Genomic DNA, 19,549 nt, shown 5'->3' on the forward strand with positions numbered 1-19,549 from the left:
TAAGGCCTTCTTGCGCCGTACGGCCCGGTGTGCAATGCGCGCCGCGGGCCCGGGTGCAGTGTCCTGCTAGACGGGCGGCCAGGGAATGGCCGGCCACTCGCCGCTCGGTTCGGGGTGCTTGCCGGAGTCCAGCAGCGCGTCGACACGCGCGCGTGTGGCGTCGAGTTCGGCGGGGGTGATCAGAGTGGCCAGCCGGGTCGCCAGCTCGCCCGACAGGGCCTCCTTGAGGCCTTTCAGGACGTCGACCGCCTCCCCCGTCAGCGGCTCGCCCGCCCAGCCCCACAGCAGGGTCCGCAGCTTGTTCTCGACGTTGAAGGTCACACCGTGGTCGATGCCGTAGAGCCGGCCGCCCTCGGCGGGCAGCAGATGGCCGCCCTTGCGGTCCGCGTTGTTGATCACCGCGTCGAGGACGGCGAGCCTGCGCAGCCGCTCGTCGTCCGCGTGCACCAGCAGCGCGGTCCTCCCCTCGCCGACCTCGGCGAAGCCGATGGCCTTCCAGCCCGGCTCGGGCTCCTCGGCGTCGACCAGGGCGAGCAGCTCACTGCCGGGCACCCCCTCGATCCACAGCTGGCACATGCCCTCGCCGAAGGGCCCGTCGCGCAGCACGGTGGGCGGCACCAGGCCCCAACCGGTCGCCTCGGACACCTCGTACGCGGCGACCTCGCGCTGGGCGAGGGTGCCGTCCGGGAAGTCCCACAGGGGTCGCTCGCCGCGGACCGGCTTGTAGACGCAGAGGACCTCCTGGCCCTCGTACGAGACGGAGCAGTGCAGCACCGCGTTGGAGGCGTCCCGGATCTGCCCGCGTACCGTCAGCTCGCCCCGGGCGAGCACCTCTGCCGTGGTCACGCTCCGCGGCGGTATCCGTTCTGGCGCGGACATACGTGTCCTTCCGGGTCGAGCGGGAGGCTGCACAGCGGGCAGGGCGGCCGCCCCGCGTTGACCACATCGAGGGCGCGCTTGGCGAAGGCCCTGGCCTGCGCGCCGGTGAGGCGGACCCGCAGCATCGGGGGTCCGTTCTCCTCGTCCTGGAGGAGTCTCTCCTCGGCCTCGGCGAGGTCCTCCTCGGATTCGGCCTCCAGCTCCACGAGGGCCTGCGCCTCGACGATCATGCGCTGTTCGTCGCCGTCCCAGGCGAGGGCCATGGTGCCCACCCGGAACTCCTCCTCGACGGGGGTGTCGAGGGGCGCGGTGTCGGCGATCTCGGTGGGCGGCACGGCCGGCACGGGAGCGCTGCCGCCGCTGCGGCGCACGACCTCGTCGAGGAGTTCGTCCATCCGCTCGGCGAGGGCGGCCACCTGCGTCTTCTCCAGGGCCACGCTGGTCACTCTGGGGCCGGCCGTGGCCTGGAGGAAGAACGTACGGCGCCCGGGCAGTCCGACCGTGCCGGCCACGAAACGGTCCGGCGGGTCATAGAGGAACACCTGACGGGACACGTCCTGTCTCCATTGGATTCGTGAGTACGGGATCGACGGGAACGACGGGATCGTCCACGCGTCAACGCGCTTGTGCGAACCGCTTCACCCTACTGCGCCCGACGATCACGGTGCGCCCGCACCACCACCCACCGGGGCGTCACCGCCCGGGGCCTCCTCGCGCGGCACCAGGGAGGCGAAGTCACCGGTGTCGCCGAGGCGGACGAGAAACGGCCGCAGCCGGGTGTAACGGATGACGGTGATGGAACACGGTTCTACAGAGATCCTCTGGAAGAGGTCGAGATGAAGTCCGAGTGCGTCGGCGACGAGCGACTTGATGATGTCGCCGTGCGAGCACATCAGATAGACGGCGTCGGCTCCGTGATCGCGCTCCACGCGCGCGTTCCACTCGCGTACGGCCTCCGCCGCGCGCGTCTGCATCGCCCGCATGGACTCGCCGCCGGGGAACGCGGCCGCCGACGGATGCGCCTGGACGACCTCCATGAGCGGCTCGTCCCCGAGCTCGGCGAGCTTGCGCCCGGACCAGTCGCCGTAGTGGCACTCCCCGATGCGCTCCTCGCTGTGCGCCCGGAGGCCGGGCCGGGCGTCGAGCAGGGGCTGGATCGTCTCCTGGCAGCGCTGGAGGGGGCTGGCGACGATCTCGGAGAGCGGCACCCCTTCGAGCCGTCCGGGCAGCGAGGCGGCCTGTGCGGTGCCGCGCTCGTCCAGGGCGACCCCGGGCGTCCACCCGGCGAGCAGTCCCTCGGTGTTCGCGGTGGATCGTCCGTGCCTGACAAGGATCAACGTGGGCATGCGGCCCAGGGTAGGCGTACGCCGGGCTGCGGCGTCCTTCGAGCGAGGGGAGAACACACTCCGTGATCGTTGACTGTGCCATCTACCGGGAGGGACACCGGTCGGAGGGGCCCGAGGACCTGTCGGACGCGCTGGACCAGGCGCGGCGGGCGGGCGGGTTCGTCTGGATCGGACTGCACGAGCCGACGGAGAAGGAGTTCGAGCTGGTCACCAAGGAGTTCGGACTGCATCCGCTGGCGGTGGAGGACGCCCTCAAGGCGCATCAGCGGCCCAAGCTGGAGGTGTACGACGACTCGCTGTTCGTGGTCCTCAAGCCGGTGGTGTACGAGCCGGAGAGCGACACCGTGTCCACCGGCGAGGTCATGCTCTTCCTCGGCGACGCCTTCGTGGTGACGGTCCGTCATGGTGTGGGCTCGCCGCTGAAGGCCGTACGGGAGCGTCTCGAGCAGGAGCCGAAGCTGCTCGGCAAGGGGCCCACCGCGGTGCTGTACGCGGTGGCCGACGCCGTCGTGGACCATTATTTGGAGGTGGCGACGGAACTGGGGACCGACCTGGAGGAGCTGGAAGCGGAGGTGTTCTCGCCGGACGGCGGCGGCTCGCGGGGCACCGCGTCGCGGATCTACACCTTCAAGCGGCAGGTCCTGGAGTTCCGCCGGGCCACCGTCCCGCTCACGATGCCGCTGACCCGGCTCGCGGGCGTGGGGGCGTACGGCGGGACGGTGCCGTTCGTGAACGACAAGGCGCGGCCCTTCTTCCGGGACGTCAACGACCACCTCGCGCGCGTGAACGAGTCGGTGGAGGGCCTGGACCGGCTGGTGTCGGACGTCCTGTCGGCGCATCTGGCGCAGATGAGCGTCCGGCAGAACGACGACATGCGGAAGATCTCCGCGTGGGCGGCCATGGCGGCGATCCCCACGATGATCGCGGGGATCTACGGCATGAACTTCGACCACATGCCGGAGCTGCACTGGGTGTGGGCGTATCCGGCGGTGATCGTGCTGATGGGCGTGCTGGAAGTGCTGCTGTACCGGACGTTCAAACGCCGGGGCTGGCTGTAGCGGACGCTCAGGCGAACTCGGGGGCGGAGGTGGCGGGTCCGCCGAGGGCGTCGCGGCGCTGCGGCGGCTTCAGGGAGACCATGCGGCGCCAGCCCGCGGCGCGTTCGTAGGCGTAGACGCCGTGGATGCCCGCGGCGAGGACGGCGGACTTCGCGCGGGACCAGCCGAGGACCCGTCCCATGTGGGCCATCACCGCGAGGCTGACGTCCCGGTAGACGCGGATCTCGGCCAGCGCGCACTGCCTGAGCGTGTGCTGGATGGCGCGGCCGTGGCCGGCGTGGGCGAAGCGCAGCAATTCCTCGTGGCAGTAGGCGAGGTGGTTGTCCTCGTCGCTGGAGATCATCCGCACCGCCCGCCCGAGGTCGGGGTGGTCGGCGAAGTGCTTGCGCAGCAGCTCCATCTGTTCGGAGGCCCGCTGTTCGGTGACCCGGCTGTGGGCGAGGTAGGTGACGATGTCGTGCACGGTCAGCGGCTCGTCGCTGTGGAGCTTCTCGTGGGCGAGACCGATGCCGTGCTTCTCCAGGAGCATCGTGTAGTCCGTCTCCGGTGGGACGGGGACGGGTGCGAGACCGCGCTTCTTCATGAGGGCGTTGAAGATCCGCCCGTGCTTGTCCTCGTCGGCGCCGTGCCGGGCGATCTTGGGGGCGAGTTCACGTTCGCCCGGCGGTACCAGAGCGGCGATGCGGGCGTTCTCCCAGCCGCCCTGGGACTCCCCGCTGGCCGCGATGGAGCAGAACAGCCGGAAGGACTCGTCGTGGTCGAGGATCTCCTGGAACAGGCTCTTGGCCGAAAGCATCGTGGGGCACCTCTCTGCCGGACTCCGCGGCAATCCGCAAAGAACGAGTCAAATGCGGCGGGAGGGGTGCTGCAACAGCTGTGCCGGACGACTCCGCCAAAAGGAGGATGACCGGGGACACCAGGGGGCGTAACCGCGCGGGCGCGGGCGCGTTGAATCACGTGACGGCCGTGGCGGGGAAGACCCCCGAGCCCCCACCACGGCCGTAGAGCATCGCGAAGGCGATCAGGCGAGACCCGCGTGCTCCAGGGCCTCGGTGCCGGCGCGGAGTGAGGCGAGGCGCTCGTCGAGGGTGAAGCCGGCGGGAGCCAGGGTCAGGGTGGTGACGCCGGCCGCCGCGTACTCCTTCATACGGTCCGCGATGCGGTCCACGGAGCCGAGCAGGGTGGTCTTGTCGATGAGGTCGTGCGGAATGGCGGCCGCGGCGCCGTCCTTGTCGCCGGCCAGGTACTTGTCCTGGATCTCGGCGGCCGCCGCCTCGAAGCCCATGCGCTGGGCGAGCTGGTTGTAGAAGTTCTGCTTGCGGCTGCCCATGCCGCCCACGTACAGCGCGGTGTAGGGGCGGAAGGTGTCGGCGAGCGTGGTGACGTCCTTGTCCTCGCCGAGGGCGAGCGGGAGGGTCGGGGCGATGTCGAACCCGTCCAGGGTCTTGCCCGCCTTCTCGCGTCCGGCGCGCAGATGCCGGATCGCGGTGTCCTCCAGGTGCTCGGCGGAGGGGAAGATCAGCAGGGCGCCGTCGGCGATCTCGCCGGTCTGCTCCAGGTTCTTCGGACCGATCGCGGCGATGTACAGCGGGATGTGCTCGCGCTCCGGGTGCACGGTCAGCTTGAGCGGCTTGCCGGGGCCGCCGGGCAGCGGCAGCGTCCAGTGCTGACCCTCGTAGGAGAGGCGCTCGCGAGACATGGCCTTGCGGACGATCTCGACGTACTCACGCGTGCGTGCCAGCGGCTTGTCGAACTTGACGCCGTACCAGCCCTCGGAGACCTGCGGACCCGAGACACCGAGCCCGAGGCGGAAACGGCCCCCGGAGAGGGAGTCGAGGGTGGCGGCGGTCATCGCGGTCATCGCCGGCTGGCGGGCCGGGATCTGGAAGATGGCCGAACCGACATCGATGCGCTCGGTCTGGGCCGCGACCCAGGTGAGCACGGTGGCCGCGTCCGAGCCGTAGGCCTCGGCGGCCCAGCAGACGGCGTATCCGAGCCGGTCGGCCTCCTGGGCGACGGCGAGATTGTCCGCGTCCATTCCGGCGCCCCAGTAGCCGAGGTTGATCCCGAGCTGCATGGCCGATTCCCCTTACCGATCAGTAACGTCCTTGTCGCAGACCATAGCGCGGCCGGGCGGCTCCGGGCAGGCCCCGGCCCGTGCCGGTGACCTGGGGGCGATTGCCGCGCACCTGTCTGAATCCGTTGTCCACAGGCCCCCACGCGACAGGTTCTGGCCAGTAATCTCGGCGTTCATGGAGCAGAGGCATCTCGGTCGTACCGGCCTGCGCGTGTCCCGCATCGGGCTCGGCACCCTCACCTGGGGCAGGGACACCGACGAGCACGACGCTGCGGACCTCCTGAAAACGTTCTGGGAGGCGGGCGGCACGCTGGTCGACACGGCGGACGTGTACGGCGACGGGGAGGCCGAATATCTGCTCGGGCGCCTGATAGAAGGCCTGGTCCCGCGCCGGGACCTGGTCATTTCCACGAAGGCGGGCAGCGTGCCCGACCCGGACGTCCGCGTCGACGGCTCGCGCGGCCATCTGCTCTCCGCGCTGGACGACTCGCTGGCCCGGCTCGGCACCGACTACGTCGACGTGTGGCACATCCACTCCTGGGACCCCTGCACCCCGTTGGAGGAGACGCTCCAGGCCCTCGACGTGGCCGTCAGCAGCGGTCGCGCCCGCTATGCCGGGGTCTCCAACTTCTGCGGCTGGCAGCTGGCCAAGGCAGGCACCTGGCAGCTGGCGGCGCCCGGGACCCGGACCCGGCTGGCCGCCACACAGCTGGAGTACTCGCTGCTGCAGCGCGGGGTGGAGCGCGAGGTGCTGCCGGCCGCGCTCGATCTGGGCATCGGGCTGCTGCCCTCCTCGCCGCTGGGCCGCGGTGTGCTGACGGGCAAGTACCGCAAATCCACCCCGGCCGACTCGCGGGGTGCCTCGGAGCATCTGGCGCCGTTCGTCGCGCCGTACCTCGACGACACCGCGAGCCACATCGTGGAGGCGGTGACCACGGCGGCCGACGGACTCGCGGTGACGCCCCTCCAGGTGGCCCTCGCATGGGTCCGCGACCGGCCCGGAGTGACCGCGCCGATCGTCGGCGCGCGCAACTCGCAGCAGCTCACGGCGGCATTGTCAGTGGAGGCCCTTAGTCTTCCTGACGAGATCTGCCGGGCGCTCGACGATGTGTCGGCGCCCGTGCACCGCTATCCCGATCACGACTGGAGCACGCTGTGAGCACGGAGCCGGAGGGCACGGAGGAAGCGCCGGAGCAGGAGGCGGACGGCGCCGTGGGCGGTGAAGCGGTCACGGCGGAGTCGGCCGGAGCCGGCGCTGCTGAAAGCGTGGGCGAGGAACCGGGGGCCGACGCGGGCGAGGGCGGTGACTCCGCCGGCGTCGACGCGGACGACGCGGAGAAGGCGCGACTGTCCGAGGCCGAGGCCGAGTTGGCGGCCCAGCGGATCGAGCGGGAGCGGATCGCCCGCCGGAAGGCCGAGAAGCAGGGGCCCGTCGCGAGCGGGGCCAAGCTCAGCGGGAAGGCGGCCGATCTCCTGGCCGCCGTACGGGCGGTGGAGAGCGGGGCGAAGCCCGTGGCCGCCGTCTTCAGCGAGCCCGAGGCACCGCGACGGGCCGCCCAGGAGCCGGTGCGGCCCCGGCCGGTGTCGGCGGAGGCGGCCGGGGCCGGGGGTTCGGTCGGCGTACCCGCGCCGGAGGCCGTGGAGGCCGTACGGCGTGTGCTGGCCGAAGGCGGGGCGCCGGAGGGGCTCGCGGCGCAGGTCGCCGCGGTCCTCGGCGAAGGGGCCGACGACCAGCTGCGGGCGGATCCCTGGCAGTTGCTGCGGGTCACGGGCGTACGGCCCGAGCAGGCCGACGGGTTCGCGCGGGCGCTGCTCGGCGCCGAGTGCGCGCCGGACGACGAGCGGCGGGGGCGAGCGGTCACCGTCTGGCTCCTGGAGCAGGCGGCGTTGGCCGGGCACACCGTGCTGGAGATGCCGGCCCTCGTGGCCGCGCTGGCCCAGCGGGGCGTGCCGGACGCCGACGCGGCCGTGCAGAGCACGATCGCCGAGGCCGAGGCGCTGGTCTTCCAGGACGCCCTCGACCCGGCGGCACCGGAGCCCGCGGAGGACGACGAGGAGGGGGCGGAGCGGCCGGTCCGGATCCTGGTCGGGCTGGAGCGGTACGCCCTCGCGGAGGAGAGCCTCGCCGACGGACTGGCCCGGCTGATCAACTCGGTGCCCAAGGAGGACGGTTCGGCCGCGGACTGGGAGAGCGTCGCGGGGTCGGCCGAGGGCTCGGCCGCCGAGCTGATCCGCGCGGCCGCGGCGGCCGGCCTGGTCCTGCACACCGGCGGCGAGGCCTCCCTGACGGAACCGGCGGCGCTGCTGGTGGCGGCGCGCGGGCTGGGGCTGCGGGCGTGGGCGGCGACGCACAGCCCACTGGGCCGCGACCGCTTCGGCGCCCTGCTCCACGAAGCCGACCCCCACGCCCCCGCCCGGCAGGTCGCCACCGTCGCCGGGCTCCTCTCCGGTGCCGAGGGGCCCGGTCGGGATACCGACGGGGCGTTCGACCTCGACCTGCTCGTCGTGCTCGACGCGCCTCAGCTGGACGTCGAGACGGCCGCGCTGCTCGTGGAGTCCCTGCCGGACGGGGCGCGGCTGGTGCTGGGCGGGGATCCGGCGGTGCTGTGGTCGGCGGGGCCCGGGCGGGTGTTCGCCGATCTGCTCGCCGCCCGGATCTGTCCGCAGGTCGCCTCGCGCAGGCCGGACCCCGGCCCCCTGGGCGAGCTGGTCTCCGGGATCGGCATCGGTGAGCTGAACCAGGTCGAGGCCCCCGGCAAGGAGGTCGTGATCGTGCCGGTGCGGGACGCGGGCGAGGCGGTCCACCGGACCGTGCAGCTGGTCGCGGACTCGGTGCCGCGGGCGATCGGAGTCCCCGCCGAGGAGACCCAGGTGATCACCCCGGGCCACGGCGGCGCCGTCGGCACCCGCGCGCTCAACGCTGCCCTGAAGGAGCGCCTCAACCCCGGCCCCGGCCGGTTCGGCGGATTCGACCCCGGTGACCGCGTCGCCTACTCCCCCGCACCGGGCCGTACGCTCCCGGGCCAGGTGGTGAAGGCCGACGCGGACGGCCTGCACCTGACCTGCTCCGGTGAGCCCGTGGTCGTACCGAAGGAGCGGGTGGAGCAGACCGTGCGGCACGGCTGGGCCCTGACCGCGCACCAGGCGGTCGGCGGCCGCTGGCCCGCGGCCGTGGTGGTGCTGCCCGGGGACGCGGCGCAGGCCCTCAGCCGGCCCTGGGTCTACACGGCGTTCGGCAGGGCGGAACGCCACCTGTCCGTGGTCCACGGCGTGGAACAGGCCCTGCCGAGGGCGGTCGCCGAGATCCCGGCCAAGCCCCGGACGACCCGGCTGCCCGTCCTCCTCGGGGCCCCGACGGCCGGCTGAGGCGCACGCAAAGGAGCGCGGCCCCGGAAAAATCTCCGGGGCCGCGCTCCTTTTCCTGCGCCTCAGCGGCGATCCACGTCCAGGGGTTCCACATCCTCGCCCTCGGCGTCGGGCTCGTCGGCGTCGTCGAGATCGTCATCGTCGTCGAACACCGCGCTGACATCGAACCGGCACACCACCCGCTCGACGTCGACCTGCTCGAACGGCGTCTCCAGCCACTCCCCGGGCTCGGCCGGTTCGTCCGCCGCGGTCACCCACAGCGTGGAGTCGCCCTCCTCAAGACCGAACTCCTTGTGCCGGGAGGCGATCTCGTCGGGCTCGAACTCGCCGAACAGCACTTCCAGCGCACCGTGCACCGTGCCGGAGGCCTCCGTGCCGAGCCCCTCGTCGGCCGCCTCGACCCGCTGGGCCTGCGCCAGCAACCGCTGCGGCTCCACCACGGCGTAGTCACGGCGGATCAGCACGCTGAGCGCGTTCGGCTCCTCGGGGCCCGTGTACGGCGTGGCGTCCTCCGCGCCGGGGATCTCGAAGGGGGTGACCTCGTCGTAGCGGTCGTAGAGCAGCTCGTCGTACACCTCGGCGGCCGCGGCCAGTTCGTTGAAGGCCTCGTATACGGCGGGGTCGTCCTCCCCCGACCTCCGTTCGACCGCGGCCAGGTGGCGGTCGAGCGCGGTCTTGACCGCCTCGGCGGCGGCACGTACCTCGGCAGCGGTGGGCTGCACAGCATCAGACATAGTGCAGACGCTATCCGTAGCGGGCCCCGGCCCGCACAATAGATGCGATGCCGGAATACGAATTTGTCGACGTGTACGTACCGCGGGGTGTCTCCCGCAAGGACGCCACACGTCTGCTGACGGACCATGCCGAGTACGGACACTGGGAGTTGGACCGACTGAGTCTCATGCGCGACGGCAGCCGCAGGGTGCGGTTGCGCCGGCGGATCATCCGCCAGGTGCGTGCCACGTGGTGAGACAGCACGAACGGAGCGGGCCCCGCCGAGGCGGGGCCCGCTCCGTTTCACGCGGGATGTCCTAGGCAGAGTTCAGGCGGCATGCCCTAGGCCGAAGCCCGCGCCTTGCGGTAGAGCACCGCGCCCGCCAGAAGCGCCCCTGCGCCCACCGGGATGGCCAGCCCGATCGGCAGGTCGCTGCCGGTCTGTGCGAGCTGCGCGCTGCCCAGGGGCTGGGTGACCGTCTGGGTGCCGGGGTGGTTGCCGCCGCCCGGTCCCCCGCCGTGCGCTCCGGGCGGAGTGGCCGGGGAGCCGGGGTGGCCGGGCTCCACCGGGTCGCCGGGGTGGCCCGGAGTGCCGGGCTGCGCCGGGGTGCCGGGCTGTTCCGGTGATCCGGGCGGGGTGTGCTGCCCGCCGCCGGAACCGCTGCCGCAGCCGTTGCCCATGGCGGGGTTGCCGATGCCGATGACGTCGACGCTGTTGCCGCAGGCGTTCACCGGGACGTCGATCGGCGCCTCGACGTGGTTGCCCGAGCCCACGCCGGGTGAGCCACCGGTGTGACCGCCGGCGTGCGAGCCCCCCGAGCCCCCGGAACCGGAGCCTCCTGAGCCGCCGTGTCCGCCGTGCCCGTGCCCGCCGTGACCGCCGCCGTGTCCCGTGGAGCCGCCCGAGCCGCGGTCCCCACCGGGGGCGCCGCCGCCCTTGTTGGCGCAGCTGTTGCCCATCGCGGGGTTGAGGACCCCGACGACGTTCACGGTGTTGCCGCACGCGTTCACCGGTGCGTGCACCGGCGCCGACACCGTGTTGCCCGACAGTACGCCGGGAGAGTTCGCGCTTGTTCCGCTCGCGCCCGCGTCCGCGTGGGCAGCGCCTCCTGCGGCGGCGATCACGCCGGTCGCGGCCGCCACTGTCATCAGGCCCTTGCGGGTGACTTGTCGCATGTACCTAATCCCTGCTTTCGACCTTGTCTCGAAATTCCGCTGTATCGCGGTTCCTTTTCTTTTCGAAAAGGCCGGTCGGCCCCGGAGCGCATGGCTTGCACTCCGGGGCCGACGGGCTCATCCCTGTTAACTAAGGGCGAGGCACAACGTCACTTGTTGATGCAGGTGTTGCCGAAGGCGGGGTTCAGCAGGCCGATCACGGAGACCGTGTTGCCGCAGACGTTCACCGGGACGTGAACGGGAACCTGCACGACATTGCCGGACAGCACACCCGGGGAGCCCACAGCGGCACCCTGCGCACCCGCATCGGCGACGGCAAGGCCCGCACCCGCGAGAACCAGGCCACCAGTGGCAGCCGCAGCGGCGACGATCTTCTTGATCATTGTTCCTCCTTGTTGGCAATGCGACCCCAAGTAGCGGATCGCATCACCTGTAACGAGGAGGGAGTAATGGGGATACGAGCTTATGAGCGCATTCACTCTTCTCGGCCAATTTCGCACGCCCGGCCGAATAACCACGTCAACACGCGTCAGCTCGCGTCGATGAACCGGTCGAGAACGCGCACGCCGAACTTCAGGCCGTCCACGGGCACCCGCTCGTCGACACCGTGGAACATCCCGGCGAAGTCCAGCTCCGGGGGCAGCTTGAGCGGCGCGAAGCCGAAGCCGCGGATGCCGAGCTCGTCGAAGGACTTGGCGTCGGTGCCGCCGGAGAGCATGTAGGGGATGGCCTTGGCGGCCGGGTCCTCGGCGACCAGCGCGGACTGCATGGCGTCCACGAGCGCACCGTCGAAGGTGGTCTCGACGGCCTTGTCGGAGTGCACGTCCTCGCGCCTGACCTTGGGGCCGAGGATCTTGTCGAGGTCGGCGAGGAACTCCTCCTCGAAGCCGGGCAGGAACCGCCCGTCGACGTGCGCGGTGGCCTCGCCCGGGATGACGTTGACCTTGTAGCCGGCGCCGAGCTGGGTGGGGTTGGCGGTGTTGCTGAGGGTCGCGCCGATGAGCTTGGCGATGCCGCCGAGCCGGGCGAGCGTGCCCTCCATGTCCTCCGGGTCCAGCTCGGTGCCGAGCGCGTCGCCGAGCTCGTCGAGGAAGGCCCGGGTGGTCTTGGTGACCCGCACCGGGAACTTGTGCCGGCCGAGGCGCGCGACTGCCTCCGACAGTTCGGTGATGGCATTGTCCCGGTGGATCATCGAGCCGTGTCCGGCGGTGCCGGCCACGGTGAGCTTCATCCAGTGCATGCCCTTCTCGGCCGTCTGGATCAGGTAGAGCCGGCGCTGCTCGTTCACGGTGAAGGAGAAGCCGCCCACCTCGCTGATCGCCTCGGTCACGCCCTCGAACAGGTCCGGGTGGTGGTCGACCAGGTGCCGGGCCCCGAACTTCCCACCCGCCTCCTCGTCGGCGAGGAACGCGAGAACGATGTCCCGGGGCGGCCTGCGGCCGCTGCGCAGCCGGTCGCGGACCACCGCCAGGGTCATCGCGTCCATGTCCTTCATGTCGACCGCGCCCCGGCCCCACACACAGCCGTCGGCGACCTCGCCGGAGAACGGGTCGTGGGTCCAGTCCTGCGCGTTGGCCGGTACGACGTCGAGGTGGCCGTGGATCAGCAGGGCGGGCCGGGACGGGTCCTCGCCCGCGATCCGGGCCACCGTGGAGGCGCGGCCCGGGTGCGACTCGAAGATCTGCGGGTCGAGCCCCACCTCGGCGAGCTTCTCCGCGACCCACTCGGCCGCCTTGCGCTCGCCCGGGCCGGAGTGGTCGCCGTAGTTGCTGGTGTCGAACCGGATCAGCTCGCGGCAGAGGTCCACGACCTCGTCCTCGCCGGTGACGCCCCTGGCCGTGTCCGTGTCGCTCACGCTGTTCCTCCCGCTGTCACTGCTGGTGGTTGCCCTCATCCTCTCCCCGTGACCCGGTCGGCCCCAAGACCGGGCCCGGCCCGTCACACGCCGTTCACGCGCGCCCCCGGGAGGGGACGGGGGGTGATCGGGCCCTCTCGAAAGCCTGGTAATGTTTCCTTCGTCGCCGCGAGGGGAAGCCCCGCACGACAGACACCTTGTCCGGGTGGCGGAATGGCAGACGCGCTAGCTTGAGGTGCTAGTGCCCTTTATCGGGCGTGGGGGTTCAAGTCCCCCCTCGGACACCAGCCGAATCCCCTCGGCCGCTCAGGCGGCCGGGGGGATTCGTCGTGTACGGCCCCTTGTTCGCTGTATGTGGGGCATCTCTCGCTCGCTGTAAAGATCACCAGGTCAAAGGCGCGCGGCAGGTCTGCATCGCCCCCCGAACGGCCTTGCCGAGTCGCCGTTTCGATGGCGCGGACCTAGCTTCGTACTAAAATTTCCGGCTTGTTACGAGCTGGAGCCGGACAACCCCAGGCAGACCTGCGGGCCCGCCAGCGCCCCGGAGGCCCGGGATCGAGACGCGAGGACCGATGGCAGCCATAGACGAGAGCAGCGCTCTCGGCCTGCTCAACGAAGAGTTCAGCGCAGAGATCCGCGCACAGTTCGGGGACACCGCCCGTTTCTCCGGGGGTCCCGCGGCCTCCCCGCGCACCCTCGTCGACGTGTTCGACGCGTCCGTGCGGTCCTACCCCGACGAGCTCGCCCTGGACGACGGGACGACCCGGCTCACCTACCGCGCCCTGGCCGTCGAGGTCGAGCGGCTGCGGCTGCGGCTCGCCGAGGCCGGGGTCGGGCTCGGCGACCGGGTGGGCGTCCGGGTGCCGTCCGGTACCAATGACCTCTACGTCGCGATCCTCGCCGTGCTCGCCGCAGGTGCCGCCTACGTTCCCGTCGACGCCGAGGACCCCGACGAGCGGGCCGAGCTGGTGTTCGGGGAGGCCGAGGTGCGGGCCGTGCTCGGCGCCGGGCACGAACTGACCGTCGACGGGCGCGGTGAGGCCCCCGCCGCCCGGCCCGGCATCCAGCACGACGCGTGGATCATCTTCACCTCGGGCTCCACCGGCAAGCCCAAGGGCGTGGCGGTCTCGCACCGCAGCGCCGCCGCCTTCGTGGACGCCGAGGCCGCGCTGTTCCTCACCGACGATCCCATCGGTCCCGGGGACAGGGTCATGGCGGGGCTGTCGGTCGCCTTCGACGCGTCCTGCGAGGAGATGTGGCTGGCCTGGCGGTACGGGGCCTGTCTGGTGCCGGTGCCGCGTTCGCAGGTCCGCAGCGGGGCCGATCTCGGGCCCTGGCTGGTCGAGCAGGAGATCACCGTGGTCTCCACGGTGCCGACGCTGGCCGCGCTGTGGGAGCCCGAGACCCTCAACGACGTACGGCTGCTGATCTTCGGCGGTGAGGCCTGTCCGCCCGAGCTGACGCAGCGCCTGGTGACGGAGGGGCGTGAGGTGTGGAACACCTACGGGCCCACCGAGGCGACCGTGGTGGCCTGCGCGTCGCTGATGAGCGGCGAGGATCCGATCCGGATCGGGCTGCCGCTGAACGGCTGGGAGCTGGCCGTCGTCGACGAGGCCGGGGATCCCGTGCCGATGGGCGCGAGCGGACAGCTGGTGATCGGCGGCGTCGGGCTCGCCCGGTACCTGGACGCCGAGAAGGACGCGGAGAAGTACGCGCCGCTGAAGTCGCTGGGCTGGGAGCGGGCGTACCGCAGCGGTGACCTCGTGAAGGCGGAACCCGAGGGGCTCGTCTTCCTCGGGCGGGCCGACGAGCAGATCAAGCTCGGTGGCCGGCGGATCGAGCTCGGTGAGGTCGACGCGGCGCTCCAGGCGCTGCCGGGGGTCGCGGGAGCGGCCGCCGCCGTGCGCACGGCCCGCAGCGGCAATCAGCTCCTCGTCGGGTACGTCGTCACGCAGGACGGCTGGGACCAGGCTGCGGCCGTGGAGCGGCTGCGGGCCGAACTGCCTGCCGCGCTGGTGCCGTTGCTCGCCCCCGTCGACGACCTGCCGACGCGGACCTCCGGCAAGGTGGACCGCAACGCGCTGCCGTGGCCCCTGGAGGGGCTCGAATCCGCAGGTCCGGCGGAGGAGTTGTACGGCACCGAGGCCTGGCTCGCCGAGCAGTGGGCGGAAGTCCTCGGCATCCCGGTCTCCAGTGCCCGCGACGACTTCTTCGCGATCGGTGGCAGCAGCCTGGCCGCCGCCCAGTTGACCACCCGGCTGCGCACCCGCTACCCGAGCGCGGCCGTCCTCGACATCTACCAGCAGCCCGCCCTGCGCAAGCTGGCCCGGCACCTGGAGAAGTCCGCGCAGGACGACGGGGCCGCGCGCGTGATCGCGCCGGTGCCGCTGCGGGCCCAGATGATCCAGCTCCTCGTCCTGATCCCCCTGTTCACGCTGACGGGGCTGCGCTGGCTGCTGCCGCTGGCTGCCGTCGGGAACCTCCTGCCCTCCTACGGCTGGCTGCCGTCCGCCTCCTGGTGGCTGGTCGGGGCCGGTGCCCTGCTGCTGTACAGCCCGCCCGGACGGCTCGCGATCGCCGCGGGCGGGGCCCGGCTGCTGCTGCGAGGCGTCCAGCCCGGCCGCTACCCGCGCGGTGGCAGCGTCCACCTGCGGCTGTGGGCCGCTGAGCGGCTCGCCGAGTACACCGGGGCGACCTCGCTGACCGGTTCCTGGCTGGAGCGGTACGCGCGGGCGCTGGGTGCCAGGATCGGTCCGGACGTGGACCTGCACTCGCTGCCGCCGGTCACCGGCATGCTCAAGCTCGGCCGGGGCGCCGCCGTGGAGTCCGAGGTGGACCTGTCCGGCTGGTGGCTGGACGGCGACCGGCTGGAGATCGGCCAGGTCAAGGTGGGCGGGCACGCCGTCGTCGGCACGCGCAGCATCCTGTTCCCGGGCGCCCGGGTCGGCAAGCGGGCCGAGGTGGCTCCGGGTTCGGCGGTCACCGGGCAGATCCCAACCGGGCAGCGCTGGGCGGGCGCGCCGGCGGTCAAGCTCGGCAAGGCCAAGCGGAACTGGCCGAAGGAGCGGCCTGCGCGGGGGACGTACTGGCGGGTGATGTACGGCCTGACCGGCTTCTCCATGAGCATGCTCCCGGTGCTGGCGGGCGGCGCGGCCTTCCTGGTCGCCCGGCCGTTCCTCGCCGCGTTCGCGCCCCTGAAGGGTGCCTTCCTCGCCCTCGTCCCGGCCACGCTCGCCTTCGGGCTGGCCTTCGCGCTGCTGCTCCTGGTCGCCGTACGGCTGCTGAGCCTGGGGCTGCGCGAGGGGACGTATCCGACGCACAGCCGGGTCGGGTGGCAGGCGTGGACCGTGACGCAGTTGATGGACCGCTCGCGCGAGACGCTGTTCCCGCTGTACGCCGGGCTGGTCACGCCGGTGTGGCTGCGGCTGCTCGGGATGCGGATCGGGCGGGGCGCCGAGGTGTCGACCGTGCTGGCGCTGCCGAGCCTGACGACGGTCGGCGAGGGCGCGTTCCTCGCCGACGACACGCTGACCGCGCCGTACGAGCTGGGTGGCGGCTGGGTCAGGATCGGGCGCGCCGAGATCGGGCGGCGGGCGTTCCTCGGGAACTCGGGGATGACCGCGCCGGGGCGGAGTGTGCCGGACGGCGGCCTCGTCGGGGTGCTGTCGGCGACGCCGAAGAAGGCGAAGAAGGGCACGTCGTATCTGGGGCTGCCGCCGGTGAAGCTGCCGCGCAGCGCGGCCGACAGCGACCAGAGCCGGACGTACGAGCCCTCGGCGGGGCTGCTGTGGGCGCGCGGGCTGGTGGAGCTGTGCCGGATCGTGCCCGTGTTCTGCTCGGCCGGGCTGCTCGTGCTGACGATCGCCGCGCTGAGCGTGCTGGGGCCGTGGGCCTGGCTGCTGGCCGGGGTCGTGCTGCTCGCGGCCGGTGCGGTGGCCGGGCTGGTGTCGGTGGCCGCCAAGTGGGCGCTCGTGGGGCGGCACCGCAGTGGGGAGCACCCGCTGTGGAGCGGCTTCGTGTGGCGCAACGAGCTCGCGGACACCTTCGTCGAGGTGCTGGCGGTGCCATGGCTGGCGGGTGCCGTGCCCGGTACGCCGGTGATGACGGCGTGGCTGCGCGGGCTCGGCGCGAAGATCGGCAGGGGTGTCTGGGTGGAGAGCTACTGGCTGCCGGAGACCGACCTGGTGGAGCTGGGGGACGCGGCGACCGTGAACCGCGGCTGTGTGCTCCAGACCCACCTCTTCCACGACCGGATCTTGCGGACGGATACTGTGGTGCTCCGTGAGGGCGCCACGCTGGGCCCCGGCGGGATCGTGCTGCCCGGCAGCACGATCGGGGCCCGCACCACGCTGGGCCCCGCGTCGCTCGTCATGGCCGCGGAGTCCGTCCCGGACGACACCCGCTGGCTCGGCAACCCGATCGAGGCATGGCGGCCCTGAACGCGGGCCACTCGGAGTCGGTGGGCGGTGTACCGGCGGATCCGAGTGGCAACGCGGCGCAGGGAGCGGAAGCGGCAGTGGCAGTTCAGCAGGCGGCGGGTTCGGACCCGTACTTCCCGGACCACGGTGACGCCCGGTACCGGGTGCACCGCTACGAGCTCGCGCTGGACTACCGCCCCGCCCCGAACCGGCTGGCCGGGAGCGCCCGGATCAACGCCATCGCGGGGCGTTCACCGCTCGCCGAGTTCATGCTCAACCTGTCCGACTTCAAGATCGGCCGGGTCCGGGTGGACGGCCGGCCGGCGCACTACACGCATCGGGGCGGGAAGCTCAGGGTCCGGCCCGCGAAGCCGGTGCGGCCCGGGGCCGCGTTCACGGTCGAGATCCATTGGTCGGGCAATCCCAAGCCGGTGCACAGCCCTTGGGGCGGGCTGGGCTGGGAGGAGCTGGAGGACGGGGCGCTGGTGGCGAGCCAGCCCATCGGGGCGCCGTCCTGGTATCCGTGCAACGACCGGCCCGCGGACAAGGCCTCGTACCAGATCTCGATCACCACGCCGTCCGCCTACGCGGTCGTGGCGGGCGGGCGGCTGCTGACCCGTACGACCAAGGCGTCCACGACGACCTGGGTGTACGAGCAGGCCGCGCCCACCTCCAGCTATCTCGTCGGGCTATCGATCGGCAAGTACCAGACGGTGCTGCTCGGTGACCCGGGGCCGGGCGGGGTGCCGCAGCACGGGCACATCCCGGCGCATCTACTGCCGGAGTTCTCCCGGGACTTCGCACGGCAGCCGCAGATGATGGAGCTGTTCCAGGAGCTGTTCGGGCCGTATCCGTTCGACGAGTACGCGGTCGTCGTCACGGAGGAGGAGCTCGATGTGCCTGTCGAGGCCCAGGGTTTGTCGCTGTTCGGCGCCAACCATGTGGACGGCGCCCGGGGTTGGGAGCGGCTGGTGGCGCACGAGCTGGCGCACCAGTGGTTCGGCAACAGCGTGTCCATCGCGGACTGGCGGCACATCTGGCTGAACGAGGGGTTCGCCAAGTACGCCGAGTGGCTGTGGTCGGAGCGCTCGGGGGGCCGTACGGCCCAGCAACTGGCCGCTGCCGCACACCGGTTGCTGTCCTCGCTGCCCCAGGACCTGCGGCTGGCCGACCCGGGCCGCAAGTCGATGTTCGACGACCGGCTCTACGAGCGTGGCGGGCTCACCGTGCACGCGCTGCGCTGCGCCATGGGCGACGAGGCGTTCTTCCGGATGCTGCGCGGCTGGGCCGGGCTGCACCGGGGCGGGGCCGTGACCACCTCGACGTTCACGGCCCACGTCAACCGGTTCGCGGACGAGTCGCTGAACGGACTCCTCGACGCGTGGGTGTACGGCGTGGCGCTGCCTCCGCTGCCGACGCCGATCCCGGCGCGGCCGACGCACCCGCCGACCAACACCGGCAGGGTGCAGCCGTGACCCGACGTGCCTCACGGCAACGGCCCGGTTGCCCTTGCGGTCTCCAGGAGCCGTACGACAACTGCTGCGGCCGCTTCCACCGGGGCGAGTCGGCGGCACCCACCGCCGAAGCGCTCATGCGCTCGCGCTACAGCGCCTTCGTGAAGCTGGAGCGGGACTACCTGCTGCGCACCTGGCACCCCCGGACCCGGCCCGGCTCGCTGGACCTCGACCCGGGCATGCGCTGGACCGGCCTTGAGATCCTGGACACGACCGGCGGTTCGGCCTTCCACGGCTCCGGGACGGTGACGTTCCGCGCCTCGTTCAAGGGCGGCTCCCTGCACGAACGCAGCCGTTTCGAGCGGGTCGACGGAACCTGGGTGTACGTCGACGGGGAGTTCCTCGGCTGAACTACGGCGCGAGGATGTCGAGTTCCTGAAGGGCGCCTTCCGCGATCTCGCGGGTCAGCTCCTCCGCGTGGCCCGCGTCGCCCGCGCGGATCGCCTCGGCGAGCCGGACATGGAGGGTGACGGCGGCCGGGTCGGGGTCCTCGAACATGACCTCGTGGCGGGTGCGGCCGGTGAGGACCTCGGCGACGACGTCACCGAGGCGGGCGAACATCTCGTTGCCGGAGGCGTTGAGGATCACCCGGTGGAAGGCGATGTCGTGGAGGAGGTAGCCCTCCAGCCGGTGGCCCTTGGAATTGGCGACCATGCCGAGCGCGCACTCGGTGAGTTCGGCGCACTGTTCGGCGGTGGCGTGCTTGGCGGCGAGGCCCGCCGCCACCGGCTCGATCGCCGAGCGCAGCACGGTCAGTGAACGCAGCTGCTGCGGACGGTCGGCGCCGGCCAGCCGCCAGCGGATGACCTGGGGGTCGTAGACGTTCCACTCGGCCTTGGGGCGGACCGTCACGCCCACGCGGCGGCGGGACTCGACCAGGTGCATGGACTCCAGGACCCGGACCGCCTCGCGCATCACGGAGCGTGAGACGTCGAAACGCTGGGCGAGTTCGTCGGTGCGCAGAACGCTGCCCGGCGGGTACTCACCCGCGGTGATCGCGGGTCCGAGGGCGTCCAGTACGCGTCCGTGCAGCCCCCGGCCCGATGTGCTCATGCACTCAGAGTACGGGGCGCGTCACGCCAAGAAAAAGTCAGACTTATTCATCACAGGGTCTTGAATTTGTCGTATGTAATCGGCTTCAGTTGC

Annotated in this window: 17 protein-coding genes and 1 tRNA gene; 8 read left to right on the top strand and 10 right to left on the bottom strand. The window is 71.9% G+C overall.

Translation table 11 applies throughout. The annotated features are described in order from the left end of the window. Positions 1–66: 66 nt before the first annotated feature. From H293_RS0110040 to H293_RS0110050, 3 genes are all read right to left on the bottom strand, one after another. Positions 67–879, bottom strand: coding sequence for an SCO1664 family protein (locus tag H293_RS0110040; protein WP_199790146.1), 813 nt, complete (start codon positions 877–879; stop codon positions 67–69). After that, the gene (locus tag H293_RS0110045) at positions 843–1,433 is read right to left on the bottom strand and encodes a DUF3090 domain-containing protein (protein ID WP_020117744.1); all 591 of its coding nucleotides are present in this window, start codon (positions 1,431–1,433) and stop codon (positions 843–845) included. Before H293_RS0110045 ends, H293_RS0110040 begins: the two co-directional genes overlap by 37 nt. Positions 1,434–1,538: 105 nt before the next feature. Continuing rightward, positions 1,539–2,225, bottom strand: a complete 687-nt coding sequence (locus H293_RS0110050; protein ID WP_020117745.1) for a histidine phosphatase family protein — start codon at positions 2,223–2,225, stop codon at positions 1,539–1,541. A 62-nt stretch (positions 2,226–2,287) separates the two neighbouring features. Here H293_RS0110050 and corA point away from each other — a divergent pair, with 62 nt between their 5' ends. Further along, entirely contained in the window at positions 2,288–3,283 is a 996-nt protein-coding gene (corA, locus tag H293_RS0110055; protein ID WP_020117746.1) for a magnesium/cobalt transporter CorA, read from the top strand. A gap of 7 nt (positions 3,284–3,290) precedes the next feature. Here the strand turns inward: corA and H293_RS0110060 are convergent, their stop codons facing one another. Both H293_RS0110060 and H293_RS0110065 read right to left on the bottom strand, forming a co-directional pair. Continuing rightward, the gene (locus H293_RS0110060; protein ID WP_020117747.1) at positions 3,291–4,079 is read right to left on the bottom strand and encodes a ferritin-like domain-containing protein; all 789 of its coding nucleotides are present in this window, start codon (positions 4,077–4,079) and stop codon (positions 3,291–3,293) included. Positions 4,080–4,304: 225 nt separating this feature from the next. Continuing rightward, positions 4,305–5,360 (bottom strand): LLM class F420-dependent oxidoreductase, encoded by a 1,056-nt coding sequence (locus H293_RS0110065; RefSeq protein WP_020117748.1) that lies wholly within the window; start codon positions 5,358–5,360, stop codon positions 4,305–4,307. Between the two features lie 175 nt (positions 5,361–5,535). Between H293_RS0110065 and H293_RS0110070 the strand changes: the two genes are divergently transcribed. Together H293_RS0110070 and H293_RS0110075 are read left to right on the top strand one after the other, a co-directional pair. Next, the gene (locus H293_RS0110070) at positions 5,536–6,519 is read left to right on the top strand and encodes an aldo/keto reductase (RefSeq protein WP_028807712.1); all 984 of its coding nucleotides are present in this window, start codon (positions 5,536–5,538) and stop codon (positions 6,517–6,519) included. After that, positions 6,516–8,726, top strand: coding sequence for a helix-hairpin-helix domain-containing protein (locus H293_RS0110075; protein ID WP_020117750.1), 2,211 nt, complete (start codon positions 6,516–6,518; stop codon positions 8,724–8,726). The genes H293_RS0110070 and H293_RS0110075 overlap by 4 nt, the downstream gene beginning before the upstream one ends. Before the next feature lie 62 nt (positions 8,727–8,788). On the opposite strand, the gene H293_RS0110080 is transcribed toward H293_RS0110075, so the two are convergent. Then, positions 8,789–9,460, bottom strand: a complete 672-nt coding sequence (locus H293_RS0110080; RefSeq protein WP_028807713.1) for a hypothetical protein — start codon at positions 9,458–9,460, stop codon at positions 8,789–8,791. Positions 9,461–9,507: 47 nt separating this feature from the next. Between H293_RS0110080 and H293_RS0110085 the strand changes: the two genes are divergently transcribed. Next, positions 9,508–9,696 (top strand): DUF5703 family protein, encoded by a 189-nt coding sequence (locus H293_RS0110085; protein WP_007380901.1) that lies wholly within the window; start codon positions 9,508–9,510, stop codon positions 9,694–9,696. 86 nt (positions 9,697–9,782) lie between these two features. Here H293_RS0110085 and H293_RS61370 read toward each other — a convergent pair whose 3' ends face one another. The 3 genes from H293_RS61370 to H293_RS0110100 all read right to left on the bottom strand — a co-directional run bounded on the left by H293_RS61370 (position 9,783) and on the right by H293_RS0110100 (position 12,471). Beyond that, positions 9,783–10,616, bottom strand: coding sequence for a chaplin (locus tag H293_RS61370; RefSeq protein ID WP_020117752.1), 834 nt, complete (start codon positions 10,614–10,616; stop codon positions 9,783–9,785). 149 nt (positions 10,617–10,765) lie between these two features. Then, positions 10,766–10,999: a chaplin ChpH gene (gene chpH / locus H293_RS0110095; RefSeq protein WP_020117753.1), complete on the bottom strand. Its 234-nt coding sequence runs from the start codon at positions 10,997–10,999 to the stop codon at positions 10,766–10,768. Between the two features lie 146 nt (positions 11,000–11,145). Then, positions 11,146–12,471, bottom strand: coding sequence for a M20/M25/M40 family metallo-hydrolase (locus H293_RS0110100; RefSeq protein WP_007380903.1), 1,326 nt, complete (start codon positions 12,469–12,471; stop codon positions 11,146–11,148). Between the two features lie 199 nt (positions 12,472–12,670). On the opposite strand from H293_RS0110100, the gene H293_RS0110105 reads away from it, so the two are divergent. The 4 genes from H293_RS0110105 to H293_RS49310 all read left to right on the top strand — a co-directional run bounded on the left by H293_RS0110105 (position 12,671) and on the right by H293_RS49310 (position 18,753). Next, positions 12,671–12,758, top strand: a tRNA-Leu gene (locus H293_RS0110105). Between the two features lie 285 nt (positions 12,759–13,043). Further along, positions 13,044–16,910 carry a Pls/PosA family non-ribosomal peptide synthetase gene (locus H293_RS0110110; protein ID WP_020117754.1) on the top strand — a complete coding sequence of 1,289 codons (3,867 nt, stop codon included), beginning with the start codon at positions 13,044–13,046 and terminating at the stop codon, positions 16,908–16,910. A 77-nt stretch (positions 16,911–16,987) separates the two neighbouring features. After that, positions 16,988–18,364, top strand: coding sequence for a M1 family metallopeptidase (locus tag H293_RS0110115; protein WP_028807714.1), 1,377 nt, complete (start codon positions 16,988–16,990; stop codon positions 18,362–18,364). Further along, on the top strand, positions 18,361–18,753 hold the full coding sequence (locus tag H293_RS49310; RefSeq protein WP_028807715.1) for a YchJ family protein: 393 nt from the start codon (positions 18,361–18,363) through the stop codon (positions 18,751–18,753). Before H293_RS0110115 ends, H293_RS49310 begins: the two co-directional genes overlap by 4 nt. Position 18,754: 1 nt before the next feature. Here H293_RS49310 and H293_RS0110125 read toward each other — a convergent pair whose 3' ends face one another. Next, a complete protein-coding gene (locus tag H293_RS0110125) occupies positions 18,755–19,456 on the bottom strand; it encodes a FadR/GntR family transcriptional regulator (RefSeq protein WP_020117757.1) in 702 nt (233 codons plus the stop codon). Positions 19,457–19,549: the final 93 nt, after the last annotated feature.

Origin of the sequence: Streptomyces canus 299MFChir4.1 (assembly GCF_000383615.1) — a bacterium.
Lineage (GTDB): Bacteria > Actinomycetota > Actinomycetes > Streptomycetales > Streptomycetaceae > Streptomyces > Streptomyces canus_C.